The sequence below is a fragment of the Leptotrichia rugosa genome (assembly GCF_041200005.1).
Classification (GTDB): Bacteria; Fusobacteriota; Fusobacteriia; order Fusobacteriales; family Leptotrichiaceae; genus Leptotrichia; species Leptotrichia rugosa.
In genome coordinates this window covers 435100-458911 of the sequence record NZ_CP165644.1, presented here as the reverse complement: position 1 = coordinate 458911, position 23812 = coordinate 435100, and the positions used below count along the sequence as shown (strand labels likewise).

22 protein-coding genes and 1 pseudogene are annotated in these 23812 nt (G+C 29.3%); 12 read left to right on the top strand and 11 right to left on the bottom strand.

Translation table 11 applies throughout. The features are described 5' to 3' along the window. The 3 genes from AB8B22_RS02265 to AB8B22_RS02255 all read right to left on the bottom strand — a co-directional run bounded on the left by AB8B22_RS02265 (nt 1) and on the right by AB8B22_RS02255 (nt 2499). Nucleotides 1–714, bottom strand: coding sequence for an amino acid ABC transporter permease (locus AB8B22_RS02265; RefSeq protein WP_012806453.1), 714 nt, complete (start codon nt 712–714; stop codon nt 1–3). A gap of 21 nt (nt 715–735) precedes the next feature. Next, on the bottom strand, nt 736–1527 hold the full coding sequence (locus AB8B22_RS02260) for a transporter substrate-binding domain-containing protein (RefSeq protein WP_021768596.1): 792 nt from the start codon (nt 1525–1527) through the stop codon (nt 736–738). Between the two features lie 690 nt (nt 1528–2217). Further along, nucleotides 2218–2499: a cupin domain-containing protein gene (locus AB8B22_RS02255; RefSeq protein ID WP_094079129.1), complete on the bottom strand. Its 282-nt coding sequence runs from the start codon at nt 2497–2499 to the stop codon at nt 2218–2220. 458 nt (nt 2500–2957) lie between these two features. On the opposite strand from AB8B22_RS02255, the gene asnA reads away from it, so the two are divergent. From asnA to AB8B22_RS02220, 7 genes and pseudogenes are all read left to right on the top strand, one after another. Continuing rightward, nucleotides 2958–3968 (top strand): aspartate--ammonia ligase, encoded by a 1011-nt coding sequence (asnA, locus tag AB8B22_RS02250; RefSeq protein ID WP_369711494.1) that lies wholly within the window; start codon nt 2958–2960, stop codon nt 3966–3968. Nucleotides 3969–4451: 483 nt separating this feature from the next. Further along, nucleotides 4452–6284 carry a DUF4153 domain-containing protein gene (locus AB8B22_RS02245; protein ID WP_369711493.1) on the top strand — a complete coding sequence of 611 codons (1833 nt, stop codon included), beginning with the start codon at nt 4452–4454 and terminating at the stop codon, nt 6282–6284. Nucleotides 6285–6320: 36 nt separating this feature from the next. Beyond that, nucleotides 6321–6842, top strand: a pseudogene (locus AB8B22_RS02240) (NAD(P)H-dependent oxidoreductase). A 363-nt stretch (nt 6843–7205) separates the two neighbouring features. Next, on the top strand, nt 7206–7865 hold the full coding sequence (locus AB8B22_RS02235) for an amino acid ABC transporter permease (RefSeq protein ID WP_369711492.1): 660 nt from the start codon (nt 7206–7208) through the stop codon (nt 7863–7865). Next, the gene (locus AB8B22_RS02230) at nt 7846–8523 is read left to right on the top strand and encodes an amino acid ABC transporter permease (RefSeq protein ID WP_146997863.1); all 678 of its coding nucleotides are present in this window, start codon (nt 7846–7848) and stop codon (nt 8521–8523) included. Before AB8B22_RS02235 ends, AB8B22_RS02230 begins: the two co-directional genes overlap by 20 nt. Nucleotides 8524–8550: 27 nt before the next feature. Continuing rightward, nucleotides 8551–9333: an amino acid ABC transporter ATP-binding protein gene (locus tag AB8B22_RS02225; protein ID WP_369711491.1), complete on the top strand. Its 783-nt coding sequence runs from the start codon at nt 8551–8553 to the stop codon at nt 9331–9333. 56 nt (nt 9334–9389) lie between these two features. Then, nucleotides 9390–10238: a cysteine ABC transporter substrate-binding protein gene (locus AB8B22_RS02220; RefSeq protein WP_369711490.1), complete on the top strand. Its 849-nt coding sequence runs from the start codon at nt 9390–9392 to the stop codon at nt 10236–10238. Between the two features lie 273 nt (nt 10239–10511). Here the strand turns inward: AB8B22_RS02220 and tyrS are convergent, their stop codons facing one another. The 3 genes from tyrS to uppS form a co-directional block, all read right to left on the bottom strand. Beyond that, nucleotides 10512–11735, bottom strand: a complete 1224-nt coding sequence (gene tyrS, locus AB8B22_RS02215; RefSeq protein ID WP_369711489.1) for a tyrosine--tRNA ligase — start codon at nt 11733–11735, stop codon at nt 10512–10514. Between the two features lie 101 nt (nt 11736–11836). Further along, entirely contained in the window at nt 11837–12763 is a 927-nt protein-coding gene (locus tag AB8B22_RS02210; RefSeq protein ID WP_094079134.1) for a phosphatidate cytidylyltransferase, read from the bottom strand. After that, entirely contained in the window at nt 12753–13466 is a 714-nt protein-coding gene (gene uppS, locus AB8B22_RS02205) for a polyprenyl diphosphate synthase (protein ID WP_369711488.1), read from the bottom strand. Before uppS ends, AB8B22_RS02210 begins: the two co-directional genes overlap by 11 nt. A gap of 179 nt (nt 13467–13645) precedes the next feature. On the opposite strand from uppS, the gene ybaK reads away from it, so the two are divergent. Continuing rightward, nucleotides 13646–14140 carry a Cys-tRNA(Pro) deacylase gene (ybaK, locus tag AB8B22_RS02200; protein ID WP_094079136.1) on the top strand — a complete coding sequence of 165 codons (495 nt, stop codon included), beginning with the start codon at nt 13646–13648 and terminating at the stop codon, nt 14138–14140. Between the two features lie 69 nt (nt 14141–14209). Here ybaK and AB8B22_RS02195 read toward each other — a convergent pair whose 3' ends face one another. From AB8B22_RS02195 to AB8B22_RS02185, 3 genes are all read right to left on the bottom strand, one after another. Next, nucleotides 14210–15016 (bottom strand): ATP-binding cassette domain-containing protein, encoded by an 807-nt coding sequence (locus tag AB8B22_RS02195; RefSeq protein WP_211617242.1) that lies wholly within the window; start codon nt 15014–15016, stop codon nt 14210–14212. Nucleotides 15017–15224: 208 nt separating this feature from the next. Next, the gene (locus AB8B22_RS02190; RefSeq protein ID WP_094079138.1) at nt 15225–15926 is read right to left on the bottom strand and encodes a GTP-binding protein; all 702 of its coding nucleotides are present in this window, start codon (nt 15924–15926) and stop codon (nt 15225–15227) included. Nucleotides 15927–15943: 17 nt separating this feature from the next. Then, nucleotides 15944–17179 carry an ABC transporter substrate-binding protein gene (locus tag AB8B22_RS02185; RefSeq protein WP_094079139.1) on the bottom strand — a complete coding sequence of 412 codons (1236 nt, stop codon included), beginning with the start codon at nt 17177–17179 and terminating at the stop codon, nt 15944–15946. A 254-nt stretch (nt 17180–17433) separates the two neighbouring features. Between AB8B22_RS02185 and AB8B22_RS02180 the strand changes: the two genes are divergently transcribed. The 4 genes from AB8B22_RS02180 to AB8B22_RS02165 all read left to right on the top strand — a co-directional run bounded on the left by AB8B22_RS02180 (nt 17434) and on the right by AB8B22_RS02165 (nt 21414). Next, nucleotides 17434–18375, top strand: a complete 942-nt coding sequence (locus AB8B22_RS02180) for a tRNA dihydrouridine synthase (protein ID WP_369711487.1) — start codon at nt 17434–17436, stop codon at nt 18373–18375. 20 nt (nt 18376–18395) lie between these two features. Further along, nucleotides 18396–19493: a S66 peptidase family protein gene (locus AB8B22_RS02175; protein ID WP_369711486.1), complete on the top strand. Its 1098-nt coding sequence runs from the start codon at nt 18396–18398 to the stop codon at nt 19491–19493. A gap of 134 nt (nt 19494–19627) precedes the next feature. After that, a complete protein-coding gene (locus tag AB8B22_RS02170; protein WP_369711485.1) occupies nt 19628–20593 on the top strand; it encodes a dipeptidase in 966 nt (321 codons plus the stop codon). Between the two features lie 77 nt (nt 20594–20670). Continuing rightward, entirely contained in the window at nt 20671–21414 is a 744-nt protein-coding gene (locus AB8B22_RS02165) for a gamma-glutamyl-gamma-aminobutyrate hydrolase family protein (protein WP_369711484.1), read from the top strand. Between the two features lie 24 nt (nt 21415–21438). On the opposite strand, the gene AB8B22_RS02160 is transcribed toward AB8B22_RS02165, so the two are convergent. Both AB8B22_RS02160 and AB8B22_RS02155 read right to left on the bottom strand, forming a co-directional pair. Continuing rightward, nucleotides 21439–22770: a citrate synthase gene (locus AB8B22_RS02160; RefSeq protein ID WP_369711483.1), complete on the bottom strand. Its 1332-nt coding sequence runs from the start codon at nt 22768–22770 to the stop codon at nt 21439–21441. 25 nt (nt 22771–22795) lie between these two features. Next, entirely contained in the window at nt 22796–23800 is a 1005-nt protein-coding gene (locus tag AB8B22_RS02155; protein WP_369711482.1) for an isocitrate/isopropylmalate dehydrogenase family protein, read from the bottom strand. Nucleotides 23801–23812 lie beyond the last annotated feature (12 nt).

Genomic DNA, 23812 nt, shown 5'->3' with positions numbered 1-23812 from the left:
CTACAGTCCACCTACTCTCAATTTCTTTTCCACAATTCCCATGACTTTTTCCACAATTATACAAACAACCCAGTAAATTCCAGCAACAACAATATATGCCTCAAAAATATCCAGCCCCGAAGCTGATATTATTTTTGCTTTTCCCATCATTTCCACAATTGAAACTGTAAAAGCGAGCGAGGAATCCTTTATCAGACTTATAAAAGTATTTCCAAAATTAGGAAAAGTTATTATAATCGCCTGTGGAAGCACAATTCTTCTCATTGCCTGCCATTTTGTCATTCCAATAGACAATGCAGCTTCAACTTGCCCTTTATCCACCGACTGAATTGCCGCCCTAAATGTTTCCGACAGATAACCTGATACATTTAAAATAAATGCCACATAAACAAATATAATCGCAGGAATATTATTCACATCTATATTAAATCCATACTTTAAATGTATATAATCTAATATTTTAGGCAATCCATAATAGGCAAGGTAAATCTGAACTAAAAGAGGTGTCCCTCTTATAAAGGACACATAAATTGTAGCAAGCCTTGTCAGCACAGGAATTTTATTTATTCTCACAAGTGCGATAAAAAAACTGAGTATCAGCGAAAATATCATCGTAACAATCGCAATATTCAGAGTCATTGGCAATGCTTTCAGTATTTCTGGAATAGCTCTTACCATAAATCCCCAGTTTAAAAAAGGTACATTATTATTCATTACTTTTCTCCTGTTTATAAATTATTTTGTATAATCTCCACCAAACCACTTTTCTGATATTTTGGCAAGCGTTCCGTCAGCTTTCATTTCAGCTAGTGCTTTATTTACTTTATTTTTCAATTCTTCGCTATCTTTTCTAAATGTGAAGTATACAGGTGTTTTTGTTACAGGCTCTCCTACGATTTCTACAAGATTTCCTCTTTGTTTTGTGAAATATCCTACTGTCAATCTGTCATTTAAAGTAGCGTCTGCTTTTCCTTGTGCAATTTCTTCAAGTGCAATTGAAACATTTCCATCAAAATAAGCATAATTTATTTCCTTATTTTTGTCAAAATCAGTCAAAGTCTTGTTATAATTGCTTCCTACTCCTGTCATAACCCTTTTACCTTTTAAATCCTCAAGTGTCTTAATATCAGTTCTTCCTTTTTTAACGATAATTTGAGCGGCTGATACTAAATAATCATCAGAAAAAGTATATTTTTTCTCTCTTTCAGGATTTTTAGCAATTTCATTTGCAATAAAGTCAAATTTTTTCGATTCCAGTCCTAAAAACATACTATCCCAAGGTGTAGGCACAAACTCTATATCTAAATTTGCTCTTTTCCCAATTTCTTCAACAACTTCCACATCATATCCAGTTAATTTCCCACTTCCATCAGTAAACGTAAATGGTGCATAAACTCCTTCTGTTCCAACTTTCACTTTTTGTTTTCCTTCACTACTCCCACTTTTACCATTTTCCTGTTTCCCTCCACAGCTGATAAGAAATAGTCCTATCAATAAAATTCCTGTTAATTTTAAAATATTTTTCATGATTTTCCTCCTAAAATTTTTATATTTTTTGTTTACTATTAATTTATACTAATATCCCATTTAAAAAATAGAAGTAAAATTCTATAATAATTAATTTGATAACTTTTTAAAAAATCAAATTTAATTCTTAAGTATTCATATAAATAAGGGATTTTTATTGTGACCTTGGCTTGTCTAAGCATTTTTTTGAAACAAAAGCGAAACTCGCTAATGCTCAAACATATAGAAATAGAAAAAACTATTATTAATCATAATATCTATAAATAAAATTATAAAAGTCTTTAAGATGAATACTTAACAATAAATTTAATTAAAGGATTATTTTAATAGTTACATAGGTTGTATAATAGCATAATCCTATTAAAAATGACTTTAATTTCATAAATTTTTTGATCCCTACTCTTTGAAACAGGAAATAGTATTAAAACAAAAAATTTATCTTATTAAAGAAAAAAGCCGAATAAGATTATCCGGCTTTCTAGGATGCAATCTCATTTTTCGATTTTTTTTGCTTTGAAATGAGCTTACATATAAAATTATTTCCAGTTAATTTTAAAATAAACTCTACAAATTCATGTATATTATCATATTAAGTTATAGTTTTTTATTAATAGTATACTTAATTAACCTTTTCAATCTCTTTATTTGTATATAAAAATATTATACTATAATTTTTTTAATTTGTAAAGATTATTTTTTTATAAGTGTTTCATTAAATTCTGTATACTCCAATGCAGTACCTTTAACAAGATTCTTTCCATCAAAACCAATGATGTCGCCAGGCACTAAAGTATGTGTTTCATCGTCATTTAAATATATTTCCAATTTCCCCTTTAAAACCGAAATTACAACATCTTCTCCTTCATGATTATGCAAAGGGATTTTTTCTCCTGAATCTAAAACTTCCTTCACCACTTTATAATTAGTCCCACTAAAAGCTAATCCACCTTGATTTTTTACTATTCCAGCCATTTCAATCATCTCCTCTATATTTCAAATTAACTAATATCTTTTAGCTGTACAAATATTATACTCTCATTCAAATATTTTGTAAAGCAATTTTTTTTATAACTACAATATTTGATACTAAAAACTTTATTTAAATAGAAAAATAAATCGGAGGTTCCGCTAGAAGAAAATTACAAAATAAAAGAAAGTTGATAAGATTCTTAAAAAAAGATAAAGCTACTATTTATAAGAGAATTAAGAACCTTAATACTAATAAATTCAAGACCTAACCTAGAAAATGTTTGAACTACGCAACACTATTTAAAAAATTTTTACATGAAATTAAATTTTAGGAAATCTAAAAAAATGTTGCATCTAAATATTGCAATTTATGATAAATAAAAAAATTTGACAAAAATTTAGAATTTTGCTAACATAAACGGGTAGAAAAAATAAGATTTGAGAAAAGAAGGAGAAAAATTATGTCAAGTATTTTTATACCAGAAGGTTATGACCCAAAATACGGGATAATGGAAACAGAAATTGCAATTAAGTTCGTAAAAGATTTTTTTGAAAAAGAACTTTCAAGTGCATTAAATTTAACAAGAATATCAGCACCGTTATTCGTAAAAAAGTCTTCGGGGTTAAATGACAATCTAAATGGCGTGGAAAGACCAGTTGCATTTGAAACAAAAGAAGTTCCTGACGAAACGTTAGAAATTGTACATTCACTTGCAAAATGGAAAAGAATGGCACTAAAAAGATATGGTGTGCCAGTAGGACAAGGAATTTACACAGATATGAACGCAATCAGAAGAGATGAAGATATGGACAACACACACTCAATCTATGTTGACCAATGGGATTGGGAAAAAGTTATCACAAAAGAAGATAGAAATTTTGATTTTCTAAAAGAAACTGTTAGAAAAATATACAAAGTCTTTTTAAATACAGAAAAAGAACTTAGTGCTAGATTTGAAAAAGTAAAAATCAGTTTACCAAATGAAGTTACTTTTATAACTTCACAAGAATTAGAAAATTTATATCCAAATTTAACTCCAGAAGAAAGAGAAAACGAATTTGCAAAAAGTAGAGGAGCAATTTTCGTTACGCAAATTGGAAAAGTTTTAGCTTCTGGACAAAGACACGATGGTCGTGCCCCAGACTATGATGACTGGGAACTAAACGGAGATTTGATTTTATGGGATCCTGCATTAAATCATTCATTGGAATTGTCTTCAATGGGAATCCGTGTTGACAAAGACGCACTAGAGAGACAATTAAAAGAATTGAATTTGGAAGAAAGAAAAGAATTAGATTTCCACAAACAACTTTTAAATGGAGAATTACCGCTAACAATCGGTGGAGGAATCGGACAATCAAGAATTTGCATGTTCTTTTTACAGAAAGCACACATTGGAGAAGTTCAAGCTTCATTCTGGACTGAAGATATTAAAAAGGTTTGCCGTGAAAATGGAATAAACTTGTTGTAAAAAATTTATAATTAATAAATTTCCTTGAAAATTATATATATATATATATATTTAGATAATAAATAAATATTTTAAAATAAGAGACTAACTTATAAATTAATTTTATAGGATATAGTCTCTTTTAATTTTTTTTATTTATTATTTCATTTTGTCATACATTTTTAATATATATAAAAAACGGACATGAGCTTTTACTCTGCATTTGTAACAACTGATTTATTTAGCTAATATTAGTCTAAGTCTTATTGATTAATGTCGCCATTTCATCAAATGAAACTTATATTTTATGATAAATTATATCATATTGATTTGTCATTTGATAGATAAAAAAATTAAAATTTTTAGAGGTAGAAACAAGCAATTAAAATAATTTTATCATTTTTTTCTAATGAAAATATGTTATTATCATTGTGAAATAAATAATTTTCTCTACTTATTCAACTTTTGGAGAAAAAATTGAAATATATTTAAGAGGTGATTACTATGAAAAAAATTAAAGAAAACCTAAAAAAACTGCTTTCACATTTCAAAAGTGGATTCGAGAGATTTCCAATAACAATTATTTTAGCTTTTGTACATTTCATTACAGGAATATACATAGCCGAAGTTAGAAATTTTCAGTCTGATGAATTTATTGAAATTAATTTTCTTTTGTTTGGCAGCATTTTTATTACAGGGATGTGCGAAATAATTCGGGAAAAGTATTTTTATGAAAAAAATAAATGGCTGATTAGAGGAATCTATTCATTTATAACGCTTGTTTTATCAATTATTTTTTATGTAGATTATTTGCAAACTAATGATTATAATAATTTTAAATTTTGGGCATTGATTCCTATTTCCATTATTCTATTTGTATTAATTCCTATTTTAAACAAAGAAAATAAGGAAAAATATCTGCAATCTGAATTTTCAGATTTTATTATAACATATATCTTTGCAGCTGTTCTCTTTGTTGGAATTGCAATAGTTTTAGCAACCGTAAGTTATCTCTTTTTTAGTTCTAACAATGACTTCTTTTTCAGATTAACTACGTATTCTTTCTGGTTTATAGCTGAAGTATTTGGAGCATCACTATTTCTGTCTTTATTAAAAAAAACTGATGACGATTTGGAAAATTATATGTTCCCATCTATTTTCAATTTATTGATTAAGTTTGTAATTATTCCGTTAATTGCTATTTACACGGGTGTTTTATATATTTATATAGCTAAAACTGTTATTTCTATGCGATTACCAAAAGGATTAATTTCTCATCTTGTGCTTTGGTACACAGCATTTAGTGTTATCATTATGATTTTAATAACACCATTTACACAAAAAGATAAATTTTTGGAAAATTTCAAAAAATATTTTCCATATTTTTCAATACCTTTAATATTTACTTCACTATTTGCACTTTTCCAACGAATTTATCAATACGGAATTACAGAAAAACGGTACTATGTACTAATCTTAATATTCTGGCTACTTTTCTGCATGATTTTATTCATCAGAAAAATGAATATTACAGGAATTTTCATAAGTTTAATCGCCTGTGTAGTAATCGCAGTCTATACTCCATTTAGTGCCAAAAGTGTAAGTAATTTCAGTCAAAAAGAAAGATTAAAAAGAATGCTTGTAAAATATGGAGCATTAAAAGATGGAAAAATTTCTAAAATAACGCAGAAACTGACTAATCGACAAGGAAGCCACATTCATACAACAATTCAATATATTTCTAGCAACAGCGACATTCAGAAATTAAATTTCAAAAATGAAAAAGGGGAAGTTTATTCAAATCTTGAAGATTTGGAAAAAGCACTGGATGTGAAGGAAGCTTGGAAAGATTATTACATAGTTAGAAATGAAGATGAGAATGGAGAAAATTACGATGAAAAGGTAATTGTCGCATATATAGTAAAAAACAGTGAAAATGCTGAACTCATATCCGATACAACAGGTTACGATAACTTTATATCTTACAGAAAGATTGACAATACAGAACCAATAGATCAAGAAAATGAATCTGAAAAATATAAAATTACAATTAGAAATAAAATAATTACAATAAAAAGTAAAGATGGAATGGAACTTGCCAAAATAAATTATGAAGATGCAATTAAGCAAATCGTATCCAAATTAAAAACTTTAAAATTACAGGATAAGAAAGATGAAGGATACGAAGTTTCTCAAAAAGATTTAGAATATATTGGGACAGCAGAAAAAATTAATTATAAAATTTCCTTAAAAAGAATTGATGAACAGATAGTAGACGGAAAAACAAAAGATTTATATTATGAAGAATTTGATTTTATGTTTTCTGAAAAAAAATAAAATTTCTAAAATAAAAATGAAAGGAAAAAATTGATTATGAAAACTTTAATTATTTTAGCCCATCCAGATATGGAAAATTCAAGAATTAACAAAAGATGGAAAGAAGAATTGGAAAAATATCCTGACAAAATTACAGTAAATGAACTTTACAAAAATTATCCAAATTGAGATATTAACATTGAAAGAGAGCACGAATTGTTATTACCCCATGATAATATAATTATTCAATTTCCGCTTTATTGGTACACATACACTCCTTTATTAAAAAAATGGCTTGATGACGTGCTTTCCTATAACTGGGCCTATGGAAATGAATATAAGTTGAATCGTAAAAATATAGGAGTTGCAATTTCTATTGGAGAATTTGAAAATGACTATTCAAAAACTGGCTCTGTAAAATTTTCGATGGATGAAATTCTAGCACCTTTTGAAGCAACTATTGAATATATCAAGGCAAATTTGACTTCTCGCTATCTTTTGTTTGATACTGAAAATATAAGTGATGAAGAACTTTTGGAAAATGCTAAAAATTATACAAGACATATTTTGAGTTTATAAGAAAATTAAATTCATATTTTTTGTAGTATATTCAGTAATTTTAAAAGAGGATAATGTCTTTGAATACAGGTTTAGATAAGTATTATAAAATTCTTTTTGGAAAATTTATTTAGAAAAATTAAACAGATAAAAATATTTGAATAAAAAGATGGGAAATATATTAATTTATTTCCCATTTTCTCTTTATTTTTTTAAAAATTTCAAAAAAGTTAAAAAATCACACTTTTCATATTTTAAAATCATATGTATATACAAAAATAATTCTTTACAAATAAAATTTTTTATAGTATAATATTTTTACATACAAATATAAGAGATAAAAAGTGAAATATACAATAATATTCTTAGAAAGGAAAAACAAAAATGGACTTTAATTTTATAATAGAAAATATTCCTAAATATTTAGAAGCAATGAAATTGACTGTGATTATAGGAATTTTTGGAATTGTATTTTCAATATTGATTGGAATAGTTTGTGCATTGGTGCTTTATTATAGAGTTCCAGCTGCTAGGCAGATTGTGAGCATTTATATTGAGCTTTCGAGAAATACGCCACTTGTAATACAGCTTTTTTTTCTGTATTTTGGGCTTCCAAAAATTGGGATTACATTTAATTCGTATATCTGTGCTGTGATTGGATTATCTTTCCTAGGCGGAAGTTACATGTGTGAGGCATTTCGGAGCGGATTGGAGTCGGTTACAAAAGGGCAGCGGGAATCTGGGTTAAGCATTGGACTTACAGAATCACAGCTTATAACTAACGTAATATTGCCACAGGCATTTACGGTTTCGTTTCCAGCGATAGCGGCAAATATAATATTTCTTTTGAAAGAAACTTCAGTAATAGGGATTTTGGCTTTAATGGAACTGATGTACTTGACACGGGATTTGATAGGGCTTTATTATAAGACGAATGAAAGTCTGTTTATGCTTGTTGCAGCATATTTGATTATTATTTTACCAGTTTCGTTTATTTTAACAGTAATTGAAAGGAGAATAAGATATGCAACTGTCGGGAATTGATGTTATTTTTAAAGGAGTCAATTTGCAAAGGCTTATGGGTGGACTTGTTGTAACAGGACAAATTGCTCTTGTTTCCATAGTATTTTCAATATTGTTTGGATTAATTCTAGGAATAGTTATGACTTCAAAAAATAAGATTATTTATGGAATATTGAAGTTTTATCTGGAAAGTATGAGAATCATTCCCTTGCTTGTGTGGCTGTTCATAATTTATTTTGGAGTTGCAAAAGGCTTTGATTTGCATATTGATTCAGAAACTACGACAATAATAGTATTTGTGATATGGGGAACGGCTGAAATGATGGATATTGTGAGGGGAGCAATTATTTCTCTTCCGAAAATTCAAGGGGAAAGTGCAAAGGCTTTGGGACTTGATACAAGTCAGGTTTATAGATATGTGCTGCTTCCACAGGCAGTAAGAAGAATTGCACCTGCAGCGGTAAACCTTATAACAAGAATGATTAAGACAACTTCACTTGCGATTTTTATAGAAGTTGCAGAAGTTTTAAAAATAGGACGGCAAATTATAGAATTTTCAAGCAGGAAAAATCCGATGGCACCATTCTGGGTGTATCTGTTCATATTTTTTCTATATTTCATAATTTGTTATCCAATTACATTATTATCAAAGAAAATGGAGAAAAAATGGGCTGTTTAAAAAATAAAGGAAACGGAGGTAAGCAAAATGGCAGATTCGGAAGTTTTATTGGAACTTTCTGATATAAAAAAAGAATATAAAAAAGGCGTACCCGCACTAAAAGGAGTTTCACTTTCAGTAAATAAAAGTGAGGTTGTAGTAATACTGGGGCCCTCTGGATGTGGGAAAAGTACACTTTTAAGATGTATAAACGGACTTGAAGAAATTCAGTCTGGAGAAATAAAATTACAAGGAAATGTTATCAATAAAGATAAGACAAAATGGCATTTAATACGCCAGAGAATAGGAATGGTGTTTCAAAGTTACGAATTATTTGATCACATGACAGTTATGCAAAATCTTCTGTTAGGACCGCTTAAAGTACAGAAGAGGGATAAAAAGGAAGTTACGGAGCAAGCAGAAAAACTGCTCGAAAGAGTAGGGCTTCTGGAGAAAAAGAACTCATATCCAAGAGAACTGTCAGGAGGACAAAAACAAAGAATAGCAATTATAAGATCACTATGTATGAATCCAGAAATAATGCTGTTTGATGAAGTTACAGCGGCACTTGATCCTGAAATGGTAAGAGAAGTGCTGGATGTAATGCTGGAACTGGCAAAGGAAGGAATGACAATGATAATCGTTACTCATGAAATGGAATTTGCTAAAGCAGTTGCGGATAGAATAGTATTTATGGATTCTGGAGAAATCGTTGAAACAAATTATCCGCTGGAATTTTTTAGAAATCCAAAAACTGAAAGGGCTAAGAAATTCTTAAATATATTTAATTTTGAAAAGAAAGATAAGATGGAATCAGCTTTGTTGATTTAATTGATATGAATTGTGTTTGTAAAAAACAAAAAATATAAATAAACTTGGAGGTAATTATGAAAAAGAATTTTGAGAGGCTTGTAAAAATTATTGCAATCTTAGTTTTAGGAGTATTTGCAATAAGCTGTGGAAAAGGTGGAAAGGGAAGTCCTGAACCAGGATCAATTGAGGCAATAAAAAAAGCAGGAAAAATAAGAATAGGAGTATTTGGAGATAAGCCGCCATTTGGGTTTGTTGATGAAAATGGAAAAAATCAAGGGTACGATATTTATTTGGCGAAAAGACTGGCAAAAGATTTGTTAGGTGATGAAAACAAAATAGAGTTTGTTACAATGGAAGCTGCAAATAGAGTGGAGTATTTGTTATCAAATAAAGTTGACATCACTTTGGCAAACTTTACAGTAACAGATGAAAGAAAACAAAAAGTTGATTTTGCAAAACCTTATATGAAAGTGTCGCTAGGGATTGTTTCACCAGAAGGTGCTCCAATAAAAGATGTTAAAGAGCTGAAAGGTAAAAAATTAATAGTTAACAAAGGAACAACAGCAGAAATTTACTTTACTAAAAATTATCCAGATATAGAATTGTTGAAGTATGACCAAAATACAGAAACATTTAACGCATTATTAGATAAAAGAGGAGCTGCACTTGCACACGATAATACTCTAGTATTCGCATGGGCAACAGAAAATCCAGGATTTGTTGTGGATATTAAACAGTTAGGAGAACAGGACTACATTGCTCCAGCTGTAAGAAAAGGGAACAAAGGACTGTTAGACTGGCTAAATACTGAAATAGATGCTCTTACTAAGGAAGGATTCTTTGAAAAAGCGTATAAAGCAACTCTTGAGCCTGTTTATGGGAATAAAGTCGATCCAAAAACAGTAATTATTGAAAATAAATAGACTAATAAATAATTAATTTGTGAAATAAAAAAACTGCTTCAGAATGTTGAGGCAGTTTTATTATATTTAGAAGTTTTATTTGATTTCCCTAAAAATGTATTTTAAAACTTTATTTTCCCATATTTTCTAGTAATTATCAGTAAAATTGAAAAAGTAAATAATAATATTGAAAACTCTACAATAATAAGATTTTGTCTAAAAATAAGCATTAATGTAAAAGAAAATATCAATATTCAAAAAATTTTGAGTCTACACAAAATTCTAGACACTCTCTTATTTCACTTTAACAATTTTTTTCTTCCCAGCTCTCACAATCATTCCACTTTCAGGAACAACCATGGCTTTCACATCTTTTATTGGCTCGTCATTTATTTTGAATCCACCTTGCTGAATTAATCTTCTAGCTTCACTTGTTGTTTTCATCAACCCTGTTTCTTTTACCAGTAAATCAATAATTCCAACTTCTTTATATTCCAACTCAACTTCTGGCAAGTCAACATTTAAGTTTCTCTTACTGAATACATTTTCAAACCAATCTCTCGCTTCTTTAGCCGCTTCTTCACCGTAGTAAATTTTTACAACTTCAGCTCCCAATTGTTTTTTAGCTTCCATTGGATGTAAACTTCCATCTGCGATTTGTGCCTTAATTTCTTCAATTCTCTCAAAAGGGACATCAGTTATCATTGTATAATAATTTTCCATCAATTCATCTGAAATTGACATAACTTTTCCAAACATATCGTTTGGCGTATCTTTTACACCAATGTAATTTCCTAATGATTTAGACATTTTTTCTACTCCATCGAGTCCAACCAAAATCGGCATTATCATACAAATTTGCTGCTCTTGACCAAAGTTTTTCTGTAAATCTCTTCCTCTTAACAAATTAAATTTTTGTTCAGTTGCACCTAATTCCACATCTGCATGTAATTCTACTGAATCATATCCTTGTAAAATTGGATACATAAACTCAATCAATGAAACTGGTTTATTTTCAGATAATCTTTTTGAAAAATCTTCTCTCGAAATCATTTGTGAAACTGTAAATTGTGACAACAAATTCAACGCATCTGATAACGATAATTTTTCCAGCCAGTCAGCATTGTAAACAACATTAATTTTATCTAAATCCAAAATTAATTTTACTTGATCCAAATATGTTTTAATATTTTCCATAACTTGTTCTTCTGACAACATTTTTCTAGTTTCAGATTTTCCAGTTGGATCTCCAATTCTTCCAGTGAAAGTTCCAATCAAGAAAAACACATCGTGCCCCAAATCTTGAAACTGTTTTAATTTTCTCAAAGGTACCGCATGTCCCAAGTGCAAATCAGACCCAGTTGGATCAATCCCCAATTTTACTCTTAATGGAGTATTAGTCGAAATTGATTTCTCCAACTTTTTCTTAAATTCATTTTCATTAATTATTTCATCGCACCCGCGACTTAAAATATTAAATTGTCTTTCTACTTCTTGTTTAATTTCTAATTCTGTCATTTTTTTATTTTTTCTCCTTATTTCTTAATTTTCTTTAATTTCTATATTTTTTTAATTTTTTTAACAAATCTATTATTTCTCAATTTTTACTAATTTTATTTTTATAAATATGCAACATATTTCATAAAATAATAAACAATCGGCAATACAAATAACGCACTGTCAAATCTGTCCAAAAATCCACCATGTCCTAAAAGTAAATTCCCAGAATCCTTAACTTCCAATTCTCTTTTTATCTTAGATTCCACCAAATCTCCCAGTTCGGCAAAGATTCCTATTGCAAGTGCAAGGATAAAGGCTTTTAATCCTCCAATGGCAACATAATCGTAATTTACAGAACAGGTCTTTGTTAAAAATGAAATTCCGCAGACAAAATTTGCTATGAATAAATATATTTTGTCAAAAGATAAAATTACTAAAAATACCCCTAAAATTCCTGCAATTGCACCTTCAATTGATTTTTTCGGACTAATTTTTGGAGCAAGTCTGTGTCTAAATATTTTTCCGCCGATTGCCATTCCGACAAGATAAGCAGAAATATCACATGCCCAAATTAGCATAAATGTCATTACAACTAAAATTTTTCCATTTGGAAATTCATATTTTATTAGTAAAATATGTGAGAATAAATACGAAACATAAATTATTCCAAATAAAGTGTAGGAAATTTCTGCCATTGCATTGTGAATTTTTACTTTAAAAACTTGCCTTAAAGACAGAAGAATTATTGCAAATACGATAAATCCTCCCATATCAAAGTTAATTTGCTTAAAAAGTTCAAATTTAAAATATGAAAAAATATTTTTTGAATTTTCCTGAAAATATATCGCAACAGGTAAAAACAGCCCAAGTCCCATTCCAATCCTGCTTGCCACTTCAAATCCCTTGTCCTTTAGCATTTTGTAAAATTCAAAAAGCGATATTCCAATTATTACAAGAGTAAACACCAAAAACATCAGATTTCCTTTTAAAAATATCCATAAAAGGAAAGGTACAAACAACAAAATAATAAATAATCTACTTAACATTCAGCCCTCCGTATCTTCTATCCCTTTTATTAAAGGATAAAATCGCTTTATCTAATTCATTTTCACCAAAATCAGGCCAGAAAACATCTGTTATGTAAAACTCCGAATAGGCAATTTCCCAAAGCAAAAAATTGCTTATCCTAAATTCTCCACTCGTTCTGATTACAAGCTCTGGATCTGGGATTTCTGGTCGGTACATATATTTTGAAAACTCTTCTTCTGTAATTTTTTCAATTTTTTTTGTTTCATTTTCACTCAAAATTTTATTTACCGCACTTACAATTTCCCTTCTTCCGCCATAATTAAAAGCAATATTAAAAGTTATTTTTTCACAATCCTCCAAAAATTTTTGTGTATCTTCAATTTTTTTTAGAAGTTTTGGAGAAATATTTTCCTTTTCCCCTGTCACAACTAACTTTACACCTTGCTTTTTCAGATTTTTTTTCTCTTTATCCAAATATTTTCCAAATAAATCCATAAGACCATTTACTTCCTTTTGAGGACGCTTCCAGTTCTCAGTTGAAAAAGCGTAAACAGTCAAATATTTCACTCCAATTTCTCCAGCATATCTTAAAATTTTTTCAAGGCTAGCTGCTCCAGCTCTATGCCCTTCTAACCGAATTTTTCCACGTTCCTTAGCCCATCTGCCATTTCCATCCATAATAATTGCTATATGATTTGGTATTATTAAATTTTTATCCATCTTTTGACCTTTCAAGATATTTTTTATAATTATAACAGGGTATACAGTATTTTTCAAGCATAATTTTATTAAATTATATTTTTATTTCAAGATTATTTTTTTATTTAAAAATAAAATAGTTTTTGTTATAATATTAATATAGAAAAATAAAAAATTTTATTATTAGGAGATTTACAAGTATGAAACATAAAATACCGAAAACAAATGCACTTAGAATTTTGGACAAACAAAAAATTCATTATGATATTCACACTTACGAATGGAGTGAAGATAAACATGTAGGAGCTGAAGTTGGCAATCATTTTCCAGAATTAGCCGACAGAATTTTTAAGACGATTGTGTTAAAAGGGAAAAGTAAAGAGCTTTTTGTCTGCGTCATTCAAAGTGAGAAACATTTGGACTTAAAAAAAGTGGCAAAAGCCTGTGGTGAAAAAAATATTGATCTACTTCCGCTTTCTGAGCTTGAAAAAAATACTGGCTACATTCGTGGAGGGTGTTCTCCTGTTGGAATGAAGAAAAAATACAAGACTTTTTTTGATACAGAAGCAAAAATGTTTGATAAAATAGTTGTTTCCGCTGGAAAGCGAGGACTTCAAATGGAAGTTAAAACCAAAGAATTAATAAAAGTTGTGGATGGAAAACTTGCAGAACTTGTGACGACTGAAGAAAAATAAAAGTTTTTAAAATAAAAATATATTGCATTTAATTTTAGCAATATATTTTTTTATTTATAATTTTAGATTTTAAAGTTTTAAAGTTTCCAATTTCAAGATTTCCCCATTTCTCAAATTTGCTCTCATTTTTTGAATTTTTTCATCCATTTTGTCTAATTCTTTTAAGATTTCTTTTTCTTCTGGAGAAGTTTTGATTATTTTAGCAATTCCACCATTTTTTATGATTACTCTTTTGTTTGCAATTAGAGCTAGTGTTGGGTCGTGAGTTGCCATTAAGACTATTTTATCTGCAGAAACCAATAATTCTAATGCTTTTTTTCTATCAATTCCAGCATTTTCAATTTCGTCAATTAAAACGATTGGAGAAGAACTTAAAATTGCTGTGTCGGCGATCATCAGTGCTCTTGATTGTCCTCCACTTAAGGCTGTAATTGCTGTGTCTAGGTTAAATTTTTCTCCTGCTAATTTATTTGCTTCTAAAATTATTTTTTCTGTTACAGCTTCCACATCTTCAACCATACGGCTTTTAGCATGTAATTCCAAAAATTCTTTAACCGACAAATCCATAACAAAGTTCATATTTTGCGATAATTGAGCAACTAATTTATTATTTGAGGAAAATCTCCACTTTTTGTCAGGGGATTCGTTATTTATTAAAATTTCTCTTTGAGTTGGCGTGTCTTTTTGTGCTGTCCATTCGATGTCGGCTAATAATCTTGATTTTCCTGAACCTGTTGGTCCTACGATTGAAATTATTTCTGATTTATGAATGTCTAGCCTTCCAAATCCTTCTGGATTTCCCGTTTTATCTTGTCCAGCCAAAATTGTAAGCGTTTCAACACCTGTTTCTTCTTCCATTCCCAAAAACAATTTCATTTGCTCAACATATTCAATTAACGAAATCTCAATATTTTCCACATCAAGTGCCATATCTTCTTTTTGCTCTTCTGTAAACATTTTCAAAAATTTACTGAAAGTTTCATCTTCGTATCCTTCAATAATTATATTATTTTCAACAAAAAAATTTTCGGCAAACGGATATTTTTCTATTAATTCTCTCATCGAAAGTTTATCCACTAAATTTCTATTCATTCGCACCACCTAAATTCATTTTTCTAACATTTCCCATTTGATATTTTTCACCAATTCTTGTTTCACCTAAGCAATACGAGCAAAGCGCTGAAGGCATTGGAAATCTAAGTTTTTTCCCTTGAACTGTTTCAATCTCTTTCTCTTTCTCATACAACAATGTGCTCAATTCATAAGCTCCTTGTCCTGTCAAACCATTCACATGCATTGTCACAGCTGTTGGATTTACTGAATTAACTCTCGACGCAAACACTTCTCTTTCTGCTTGAGAAACGATGTCCCCTTTTGTGATGATGACAATATCAGCTGATTTTAACATTGGACCAATTTTTTTTGGCGTATTAATTCCTGATAAATTATCAATTACACAAACTCCTTTTATATCTTTAATGTATGGCGAACAACGATTACACAATCCCGCTGATTCTGTAATTAAAACCGATAATCCCAAACTTCTTCCCCATTGCACAACTTCCTCGATATTTGACACAAAAAAGTGATCTGGACACAAAGCTCCTGAAATTCCTTTTTTTACTGGAATTCCCGCTTTTTCATATAATTTGTCGTCATCTGTATATAGACAATCAAATTTTACTACACCAACTGACATCCCTTGTTTTTTTAGTGCATCAACCGTTTTTAAAATAACGCTTGTTTTCCCTGAAGATGGCGGTCCTGAAAATATAACTAAATTCATAATTTTCTCCTAATTTATTAAAAATATTTTTTTATTTCTTCGTCAAATAATTTTTCACCTTCACGAACAATTTTTCCTACATCATTTTTATAAATAAAATCCCATCCAACCCATTTAAAATTTTGATTTTCTTCCAAGTGATTGTCAACATTTGGATTAGTTGTAGGAAATTTTCCATTTGCTGAAAATAAATTTCCAACTTTTTCCGATAAAAATAAATCTAAAAATGGTTTAATTTTATCCGCTTTTTCTTTTTTTGTAATCATAAAAATCGGACTTAAAAGAGCTCCATCTTTTGGCCAGACAACTTCTAAATCACTCGCTCCATTTACCATTTGTGAAAAAAAGTATGGAATAATGCTTATTGCTGGTGCTTCTTGCGCTTTTGTCCTAGCTTTTACCATTTGTGCTGGATGAAGATTTTTTTTGTAAGATTTTGCAAGTTTTTTAATTCCATCTATTCCATATTCTTTGTAAACCATCACGATTAAAGCATTAAATAAATCTAAATCTGCCATTGGAAGTGCGACCGAATTTTCAAATTCATCGGATAAAATCTCATCCCAAGTCTGTGGCACTTTTCTATCTTTTAGAGCAGTTTTGTTCACCAAAAATACCGCTGGAACAACTCCCATTATTGCATATCTTTTTTTAGGATCTCGCAAATCAATATTTTCATTGCAAAAATCTTTATTCATATTTTCAAAATATGTTTCAAAAATTCCATTTTCCATATATTGACCCATCAAATTTTTGTCAAAAAAAAGCTCAAATCCAGCTGACAACAAAACATCTGGAACTTCATTTGCATCTCCAGTCTTAACTTTTTCAACAACCCAGTCAAGTCCTAAATTTGCAGACTGCAATTCATATTTAATTGTGTAGTCATTTTTTTTATTTTGAGCGTCAACCCACTCTTTAATTCCTTCCAATAGCGGAATTCTAATCGGACAAGGCAGGACTCCTTCAATCAAAACATCATTTTTACTAGCTTTGCTTTTATTAACTTCATTTTCTTCAAGCGAAATATCGACTTCACTATCTTTTTTCAAAAAAGCATTTAGTTTTTCCAAAAATAATTCTGGATTAATTCTTTTTGATTTTAGTGCCATTCCCAATTTTATATTTTTCCCCATAATTTTAAGCATCTCTTTATTTTTAAAATTGTCAAATCCATTTGTAATGAAAAAATCATATATTTTTGGATCATCATTTATAATATCATAAAGCGTTTCATTTAGTAAATCTTTCATATTTTTCCCCTCACATTTTAAAAATTAATTTTAGACTTGTTCATAAACAAAATATTTTTTATTAAGTTTAAAAACAAGTCTTTTTTTCTTTTAGATTTTTAGAAAGTAATAATTTTTTATATTTGTAAATGTTTGTTTCGGGTAAAATTTTATCATATTTTTCAAAAAAAATCTGTAATATATATTACAAAAAAATTTTAATTTGATTTTTTTAATTTTAAATTATATAATAAATAAAAAATTTAGGAGAAAAAATGAAAATATATGTGGCTCCAATGTCAGGAATTACCGATTATTCCTTTAGAAAAATAATGGAGAAATTTAATCCAGATCTTTTATTTACAGAAATGGTTAATGCTAATTTATTAAATCGTGAAAATGATGCCACGATTAACGAACTTTTGAAGTGCGATGACAAAGAAAAAACTGGAACACAGATTTTTGGCAGCAATAAAAATGAACTTCTTTTGGGAATTTTGAAATTAGAAGAAATTGGGTTTAAAAAAATTAATATAAATATGGGTTGTCCGCAGCCAAAAATTATAAGAAATGGAGCGGGGTCAGCACTTTTGGAAAATTACAATTTGATGGACGAACTTTTTTCAGAATTGCTTCCAAAATTAGATTCTGACACAAAAATTTCAATAAAAATTCGGACTGGCTACAAAAATTTTAACAATCCAGAAATTTTTTTGGATTTGGCAAACAAATACAATCTTGATTTTATCTGCGTTCACGGTAGGACACAAAATCAATTTTATTCTGGCACGGCAAATTGGGAAATTGTTTCAAATTTGAGTAAACTTCCACGAAATACAGAATTTTTTGGAAATGGAGATTTATTTGAGCCAAAATTTATAAAAGAGCAAGTTAAAAAATGTAATTTGGATGGAATTATGCTCTCAAGAGGAGTTATTGGAAATCCTTGGTTAATCGCTCAAGCAAGGGAATTTTTACAAACCGGGAAAATAAAAACTGTTAAGACATTTGATAATACAAAAAAAATTGTCTTAGAGCATTTGGAAAATATTTTTGAAAACAAGGGGGAAATTAAAGCAGTTCTTGAGATAAATAAATTTTTGAAACCGTATTTTTTGGAATTTCAAGATGAAATTTTTGACTTTAAAAATAAAATTGGAAAAATTATTGTTGAAAAAAATTTTACCCAAAAACAAAATTTAATAAAAAAATTGTAAATTCAAAAAGGAGAATTAAAATGATAAAATTTCCACAAGCGCCTAAATATGGAGATAAAGTTTTTTTAATATGCACTTCTTCGCCTATTTTGCCAGAAGAAATAGAAGAGTGTAAACAAATTGTAGAAAATCTTGGATTTTATCCTGTTGTCGGAAAAAGCCTTTCTCAAAATATTGGAGGATATATGGCAGGAAGTGCTGATACTCGGATAAATGATTTGCACGAAGCATTTTCAAATCCTGAAATAAAAGCTATTTTTTGTGTAAAAGGTGGATTTTCTTCTTCACAGCTTTTAGATAAAATCGACTATGAATTAATAAAAAAAAATCCAAAACTTTTTGTCGGCTACAGCGATGTCACTAATTTAAATATCGCTTTTAACCAAAAATGCGGACTTGGAACATATCACGGTCCGATGATAAGATCAAATATGCTTTATGACTTTAACGAATTTACAAAAAAATCTTTTCTTTTTTCAATAAACAAGAAAAATGGAGAAAAATGGAAACTTGAAAATCCAAATTCAAAAAAATTAAATTTATTAAATAAAAATAATTTTATCGAAATTGAAATCAAAAGAGAAAAAGAAATAATAGAGAAAGAAAGAGAAAAAGAAAGAGAAGAAGAAAATAAAGAAAGAGAAGAAGAAAATAAAAAAAAAGAAAAAGAGAATAAAGAGCAAATAAAAAAAGAAATTAAAAGTAAATTTAGAGAAATACAAGGTGAATTAATTGGAGGAAATTTATCTTTACTTGTTACAACGCTTGGAACTGATTACGAGATTGACACAAAACATAAAATTTTGTTTATCGAAGAAATTGAAGAAGAAATTAGCAGAATTGACAGAATGATGACGCATTTAAAACTTTCTGAAAAATTTGACGACTGCCGCGCCGTTTTATTTGGAAATTTTGACGGCTGCGAAAACACTTACGACCCAAATTACACTTTGGACGATTTTTTAAATAATTTTTTTAAAGATTTTAAAAAGCCTGTCATTACTGGAATCGAATGTGGTCATAAAAAACCAGATTTAGTAACTTTGCCACTGGGAGCAGAATGTACAATAAATATTGACAAAAATTTTGATAATATCAAAATTTATTTTAAAAAATAGCTAAAAAAGAGTTTAAAAAAAGAGAAAAAAAGAAAAAAATATAAAATTAACAGATAAAAGAAATATATAAATAAATATAAAGAAAAAAAATAAAATAAATAAAATAAAGAGAAAAAAAAGAAAGAAGGAAAATTATGATTTTTGATATGCATGCTGATGTTTGGACTGATAATTTTTGGGAGTATCAAAAAGGAAATTTTGATGTAATTAGAAAAAAATATGAAAAAAAATTTCTGGAAAGTGGACTTTTTGGAGGAATTTTTGTAATTTATATTGATTTTAGAAAAGTTGAGAACATTGAAAAATATTTTTTGGAAGATCTTTGTGCAATGACCAGAGAATTGTATTATTCCAAAGATTTAATTCATGTTGTAAAAAATTCAAAAGATTTTGAAATTTTAGAAAAAGAAAAGAGCAAAAAATTTAGAGTTGTTCTTGGAATCGAAGGATTAATTGGAATTGGCGACAATCTTAACTATATTTATTTACTTCATCAATTGGGAATTCGCCACATTGGACTAACTTGGAATGAAACAAACGCTTTTGCAACTGGACAAAGCGGAGATAAAAACCGTGGACTTACGCCACTTGGCATAGATGCCATAAAAGTGATAAATGAACTTGGAATTTTACTTGATTTATCCCACGCCAACGACAAGACTTTCTGGGACGTGGCAAAATATTCGAAAAAACCTTTTTTTGCCTCGCACTCAAATTCCAGAACACTTTGTCCATCTCTTAGAAACTTGACTGATGACCAGATTTTATGTATTGGAGAGCATGAAGGAATGGTTGGAATGAATAGCTACCACAACTTTGTGAGTCGTGATGAAAATAAAAAAAATCTTGATGCTCTAATTGAGCACATGGAATATGTCGCCGAAAAAATTGGACTTGACAAAGTGGGATTTGGACTTGACTTTGACGAATATTACACACCTTCAGGTGAAAGCTGTGAAGGACTTAATGGACTTGAAAATGTAACTAAGTTAAACAACATAACTTTGGCTCTAAAAAAACGTGGATATTCTCAAAACGAAATAGATATGGTAACTTATAAAAATTTTATTGATTTTTATAAAAGAGTAGAAAATAAATAAAAAATTTAGATTTTGAAAATAAAAACAAATAAATAAAGTAAAGCGAAAAGAAAAGAGAAAAGAAAGGAAATAAAAAAATGAAAAAGCCAATTATTGCAATAACTTCTTCGATGGACTTAAATCCCAATAGATTAAATGACAACAGAACTATGGTTTCACTTGATTACAGCAATTCTATGATAAATTCCGGCGGAATTCCTGTAATTCTTCCAATTACAGACAATTTTGAAGTCATAAAAGAACAAGTAAAATATTTTGACGGGCTAATTTTATCAGGTGGCGGAGATCCTGACCCAAATTTATACGGCGAGGACTGTCTTCAAGAATTGGGGGATATTACACCTGAACGAGATACTTTTGAACTTGCAATTTTAGAAGAATTTTTAAAAACTAAAAAGCCTATTTTAGGGATTTGTCGTGGACTTCAATTGATGAATGTCTTTTACGGTGGAACTCTTTATCAGGATATAAAATATGTAGATACAAATATTCAGCATAAGCAAAAATGGCTTGCTGATTTGCCGACACACGACATAAATATTTTAGAAAATAATATTTTATTTGAAATTTTTGGGAAAAAAGCTCGGACAAATTCATTTCATCATCAGATGATAAAAGATTTGGGAAGAGAATTGACTTCGATTGCAACTGCAAATGACGGAGTTATAGAAGCAATTCAAAATAAAAATTATCCATTTTTTTATGGAGTGCAGTGGCATCCTGAAATGATGGCTTCCAGAGGGAATCTAGGAATGAAAAAAATATTTGATAAATTTATTGAAAGTTGTAAAAATCTAGAAAAACAAAAACAAGGGGGGTGACCCCTTGCAAAAAATATATATTAATTATAAAATAACGTTCCCTTCTTCATCAATCGCCTTATAAGCTGGACGAATTAATTTTTTATCAATTATAATCTGCTCAATTCTATGCGCATTCCAACTGGCAATTCTTGCAAGTGCAAAAAGTGGCGTGAAAATATTTTGAGGAATATCCAATAAATTGTAGACAAAACCTGAATACAAGTCAACATTTGCACAAATTGTAAAATCTTCTCCCTTTAATTCTTTTCCAACTTCTTTTGTAAGTTCTTCAATATCAGAAAATAACTTAAACTCCTCCAGCGAATTTTTATCTTTAGCAAGTTCGAAAGCCTTTTCTTTTAAAAGTACAGCTCTTGGGTCTGAAAGCGTATAAATAGCGTGTCCCATTCCATAAATTTTCCCTTTTTTGTCAAAAGCTTCTTTTTCAAAAATTTTTCTTATATATTCCTTTAATTTTTCTCTGTCTGTATAATTACAGTTTTTCTTAATATCTTGTATCATTTTAGTTACTATTGAATTTGCTCCCCCGTGCATAGGTCCTTTTAATGAACCAATTGACGCTGAAATTGATGAATATGTGTCAGTTCTTGTGGAAGAAACCACGTGAGAAGTAAAAGTCGAATTATTTCCTCCCCCGTGCTCAGCGTGTATAACTAAAATTAAATCCAAAATCTCCGCTTCAAGTTCAGTAAATTTGTTATCTGGTCTTAACATATGTAATATATTTTCAGCAACACTGTATTCTTCAACAGGATTATGAATAATTAAACTTTTATTAAAATGCTTGTAATTGGTCGCCTGATAACAATAAACTAAAAGACTTGGAAATTTTGCAATTAAATTTAAAGTTTGATTTATCAAATTATTTAATTCCACAGAATCAGGATTTGGATCAAGAGTATAAAGACACAAAACCGTTCTTTGGAGTTGATTCATAATATCTACACTTGGTTTTCTCAAAATAAAATCTTCAATAAATTCTTCTGGTAAATTTTGCAATTCTTTTAATGTACTTAAAAACATTTTTAACTCAAAATTTTCTGGAACTTTTCCAAAAAGCAGCAAAAACATTGTTTTTTCAAAGGCATATCTATTTCCTTTTTCTTTAAATTTTTCAATAAGAATTTTTAGTGGAATTCCTCGAAAATAAAGCTGACCTTCTTTTGGAATTTTTTTACCGTCTTCGACAGAATATCCGACTACCGCTCCAATCTTTGTAAGTCCAACTAAAACTCCTGTCCCATTTTTATTCCTAAGTCCTCTTTTGACATCCAGCTTGTCATAAATATCTTTCGAGATAAAATTATGCTCCTGTATCAAAAGGCTCAGCTCGTGTATAAAATCACTTTTCAAATAGCTCCCTCCTTTCAAGCAAAATTTATAAATTTTCTATAATTTTTTGCGTAAATTCACTAGTTGTTGCATTTCCACCTAAATCAGCTGTCTTTACTCCTGATTCTAATGTCTTTAAAATAGCATTTTCAATTTTTGTAGAAAATTCGTCCATTTTTAAATATCTTAGCATTTCCACACCTGATAAGAGAATTGCTAATGGATTTGCTTTATTTTGTCCAGCAATGTCAGGTGCTGAACCGTGAACTGCTTCAAATATCGCAATGTCGTCCCCAATATTCGCTCCTGGCGCAACACCAAGCCCTCCGACAAGTCCTGCGACCAAATCAGACAAAATATCTCCATACAAGTTCATTGTAACAATAACTTTATATTTTTCTGGATTTGTGACAAGCTGCATACACATATTGTCAATTATAACTTCTTCCAATTTAATATTTTCATAACCAGCTTCTTGTGAAATTTCTCTTGCGGTATTCAAAAACATTCCGTCAGTCAACTTTAAAATATTTGCTTTATGTACAACTGTCACTTTGTCAATGTTATTTTTTTTGGCATATTCAAAAGCATTTTTTATTATTCTGTAACTTCCTTTTTTTGTAATTCTTTTTATAGCAACTGCCACATTTTTTTTGTCATCTTCATATTTTTCTTCTCCAATATAAAGCCCTTCGGTATTTTCCCTAAAAATTACCAGATTGATGTTGTCATATCTTGTTTTAATTCCTGGAAGAGTTCTCGATGGTCTAAAATTTGAATACAAGTCATATTTTTTTCTCAAATAGACATTTATACTTCTAAAACCTTTTCCAATCGGTGTTGTAATCGGCCCTTTAATCGCTATTTTGTTTTTTTCCACACTTTTGTATAAACTTTCAGGTATTAGTTCTCCAGTTTTTTCATAAACAGTAGTCCCAGCGTTTTCTTTTTCAAATTCAATTGGAACTTTTGCCGCTTTAAATACTTTTTCCAAACTTTGTGATATTTCAAATCCAATCCCATCTCCAGGAATTAATGTAACTTTTTTCATAAATCCACCTTC

What these genes read in the sequence shown, in the direction of transcription:
- AB8B22_RS02265 (WP_012806453.1), bottom strand. Translation starts at nt 714, where the DNA reads ATGAATAATAATGTACCTTTTTTAAACTGGGGATTTATGGTAAGAGCT.
- AB8B22_RS02260 (WP_021768596.1), bottom strand. Translation starts at nt 1,527, where the DNA reads ATGAAAAATATTTTAAAATTAACAGGAATTTTATTGATAGGACTATTT.
- AB8B22_RS02255 (WP_094079129.1), bottom strand. Translation starts at nt 2,499, where the DNA reads ATGGCTGGAATAGTAAAAAATCAAGGTGGATTAGCTTTTAGTGGGACT.
- asnA (WP_369711494.1), top strand. Translation starts at nt 2,958, where the DNA reads ATGTCAAGTATTTTTATACCAGAAGGTTATGACCCAAAATACGGGATA.
- AB8B22_RS02245 (WP_369711493.1), top strand. Translation starts at nt 4,452, where the DNA reads ATGAAAAAAATTAAAGAAAACCTAAAAAAACTGCTTTCACATTTCAAA.
- AB8B22_RS02235 (WP_369711492.1), top strand. Translation starts at nt 7,206, where the DNA reads ATGGACTTTAATTTTATAATAGAAAATATTCCTAAATATTTAGAAGCA.
- AB8B22_RS02230 (WP_146997863.1), top strand. Translation starts at nt 7,846, where the DNA reads ATGCAACTGTCGGGAATTGATGTTATTTTTAAAGGAGTCAATTTGCAA.
- AB8B22_RS02225 (WP_369711491.1), top strand. Translation starts at nt 8,551, where the DNA reads ATGGCAGATTCGGAAGTTTTATTGGAACTTTCTGATATAAAAAAAGAA.
- AB8B22_RS02220 (WP_369711490.1), top strand. Translation starts at nt 9,390, where the DNA reads ATGAAAAAGAATTTTGAGAGGCTTGTAAAAATTATTGCAATCTTAGTT.
- tyrS (WP_369711489.1), bottom strand. Translation starts at nt 11,735, where the DNA reads ATGACAGAATTAGAAATTAAACAAGAAGTAGAAAGACAATTTAATATT.
- AB8B22_RS02210 (WP_094079134.1), bottom strand. Translation starts at nt 12,763, where the DNA reads ATGTTAAGTAGATTATTTATTATTTTGTTGTTTGTACCTTTCCTTTTA.
- uppS (WP_369711488.1), bottom strand. Translation starts at nt 13,466, where the DNA reads ATGGATAAAAATTTAATAATACCAAATCATATAGCAATTATTATGGAT.
- ybaK (WP_094079136.1), top strand. Translation starts at nt 13,646, where the DNA reads ATGAAACATAAAATACCGAAAACAAATGCACTTAGAATTTTGGACAAA.
- AB8B22_RS02195 (WP_211617242.1), bottom strand. Translation starts at nt 15,016, where the DNA reads ATGAAATTGTTTTTGGGAATGGAAGAAGAAACAGGTGTTGAAACGCTT.
- AB8B22_RS02190 (WP_094079138.1), bottom strand. Translation starts at nt 15,926, where the DNA reads ATGAATTTAGTTATATTTTCAGGACCGCCATCTTCAGGGAAAACAAGC.
- AB8B22_RS02185 (WP_094079139.1), bottom strand. Translation starts at nt 17,179, where the DNA reads ATGAAAGATTTACTAAATGAAACGCTTTATGATATTATAAATGATGAT.
- AB8B22_RS02180 (WP_369711487.1), top strand. Translation starts at nt 17,434, where the DNA reads ATGAAAATATATGTGGCTCCAATGTCAGGAATTACCGATTATTCCTTT.
- AB8B22_RS02175 (WP_369711486.1), top strand. Translation starts at nt 18,396, where the DNA reads ATGATAAAATTTCCACAAGCGCCTAAATATGGAGATAAAGTTTTTTTA.
- AB8B22_RS02170 (WP_369711485.1), top strand. Translation starts at nt 19,628, where the DNA reads ATGATTTTTGATATGCATGCTGATGTTTGGACTGATAATTTTTGGGAG.
- AB8B22_RS02165 (WP_369711484.1), top strand. Translation starts at nt 20,671, where the DNA reads ATGAAAAAGCCAATTATTGCAATAACTTCTTCGATGGACTTAAATCCC.
- AB8B22_RS02155 (WP_369711482.1), bottom strand. Translation starts at nt 23,800, where the DNA reads ATGAAAAAAGTTACATTAATTCCTGGAGATGGGATTGGATTTGAAATA.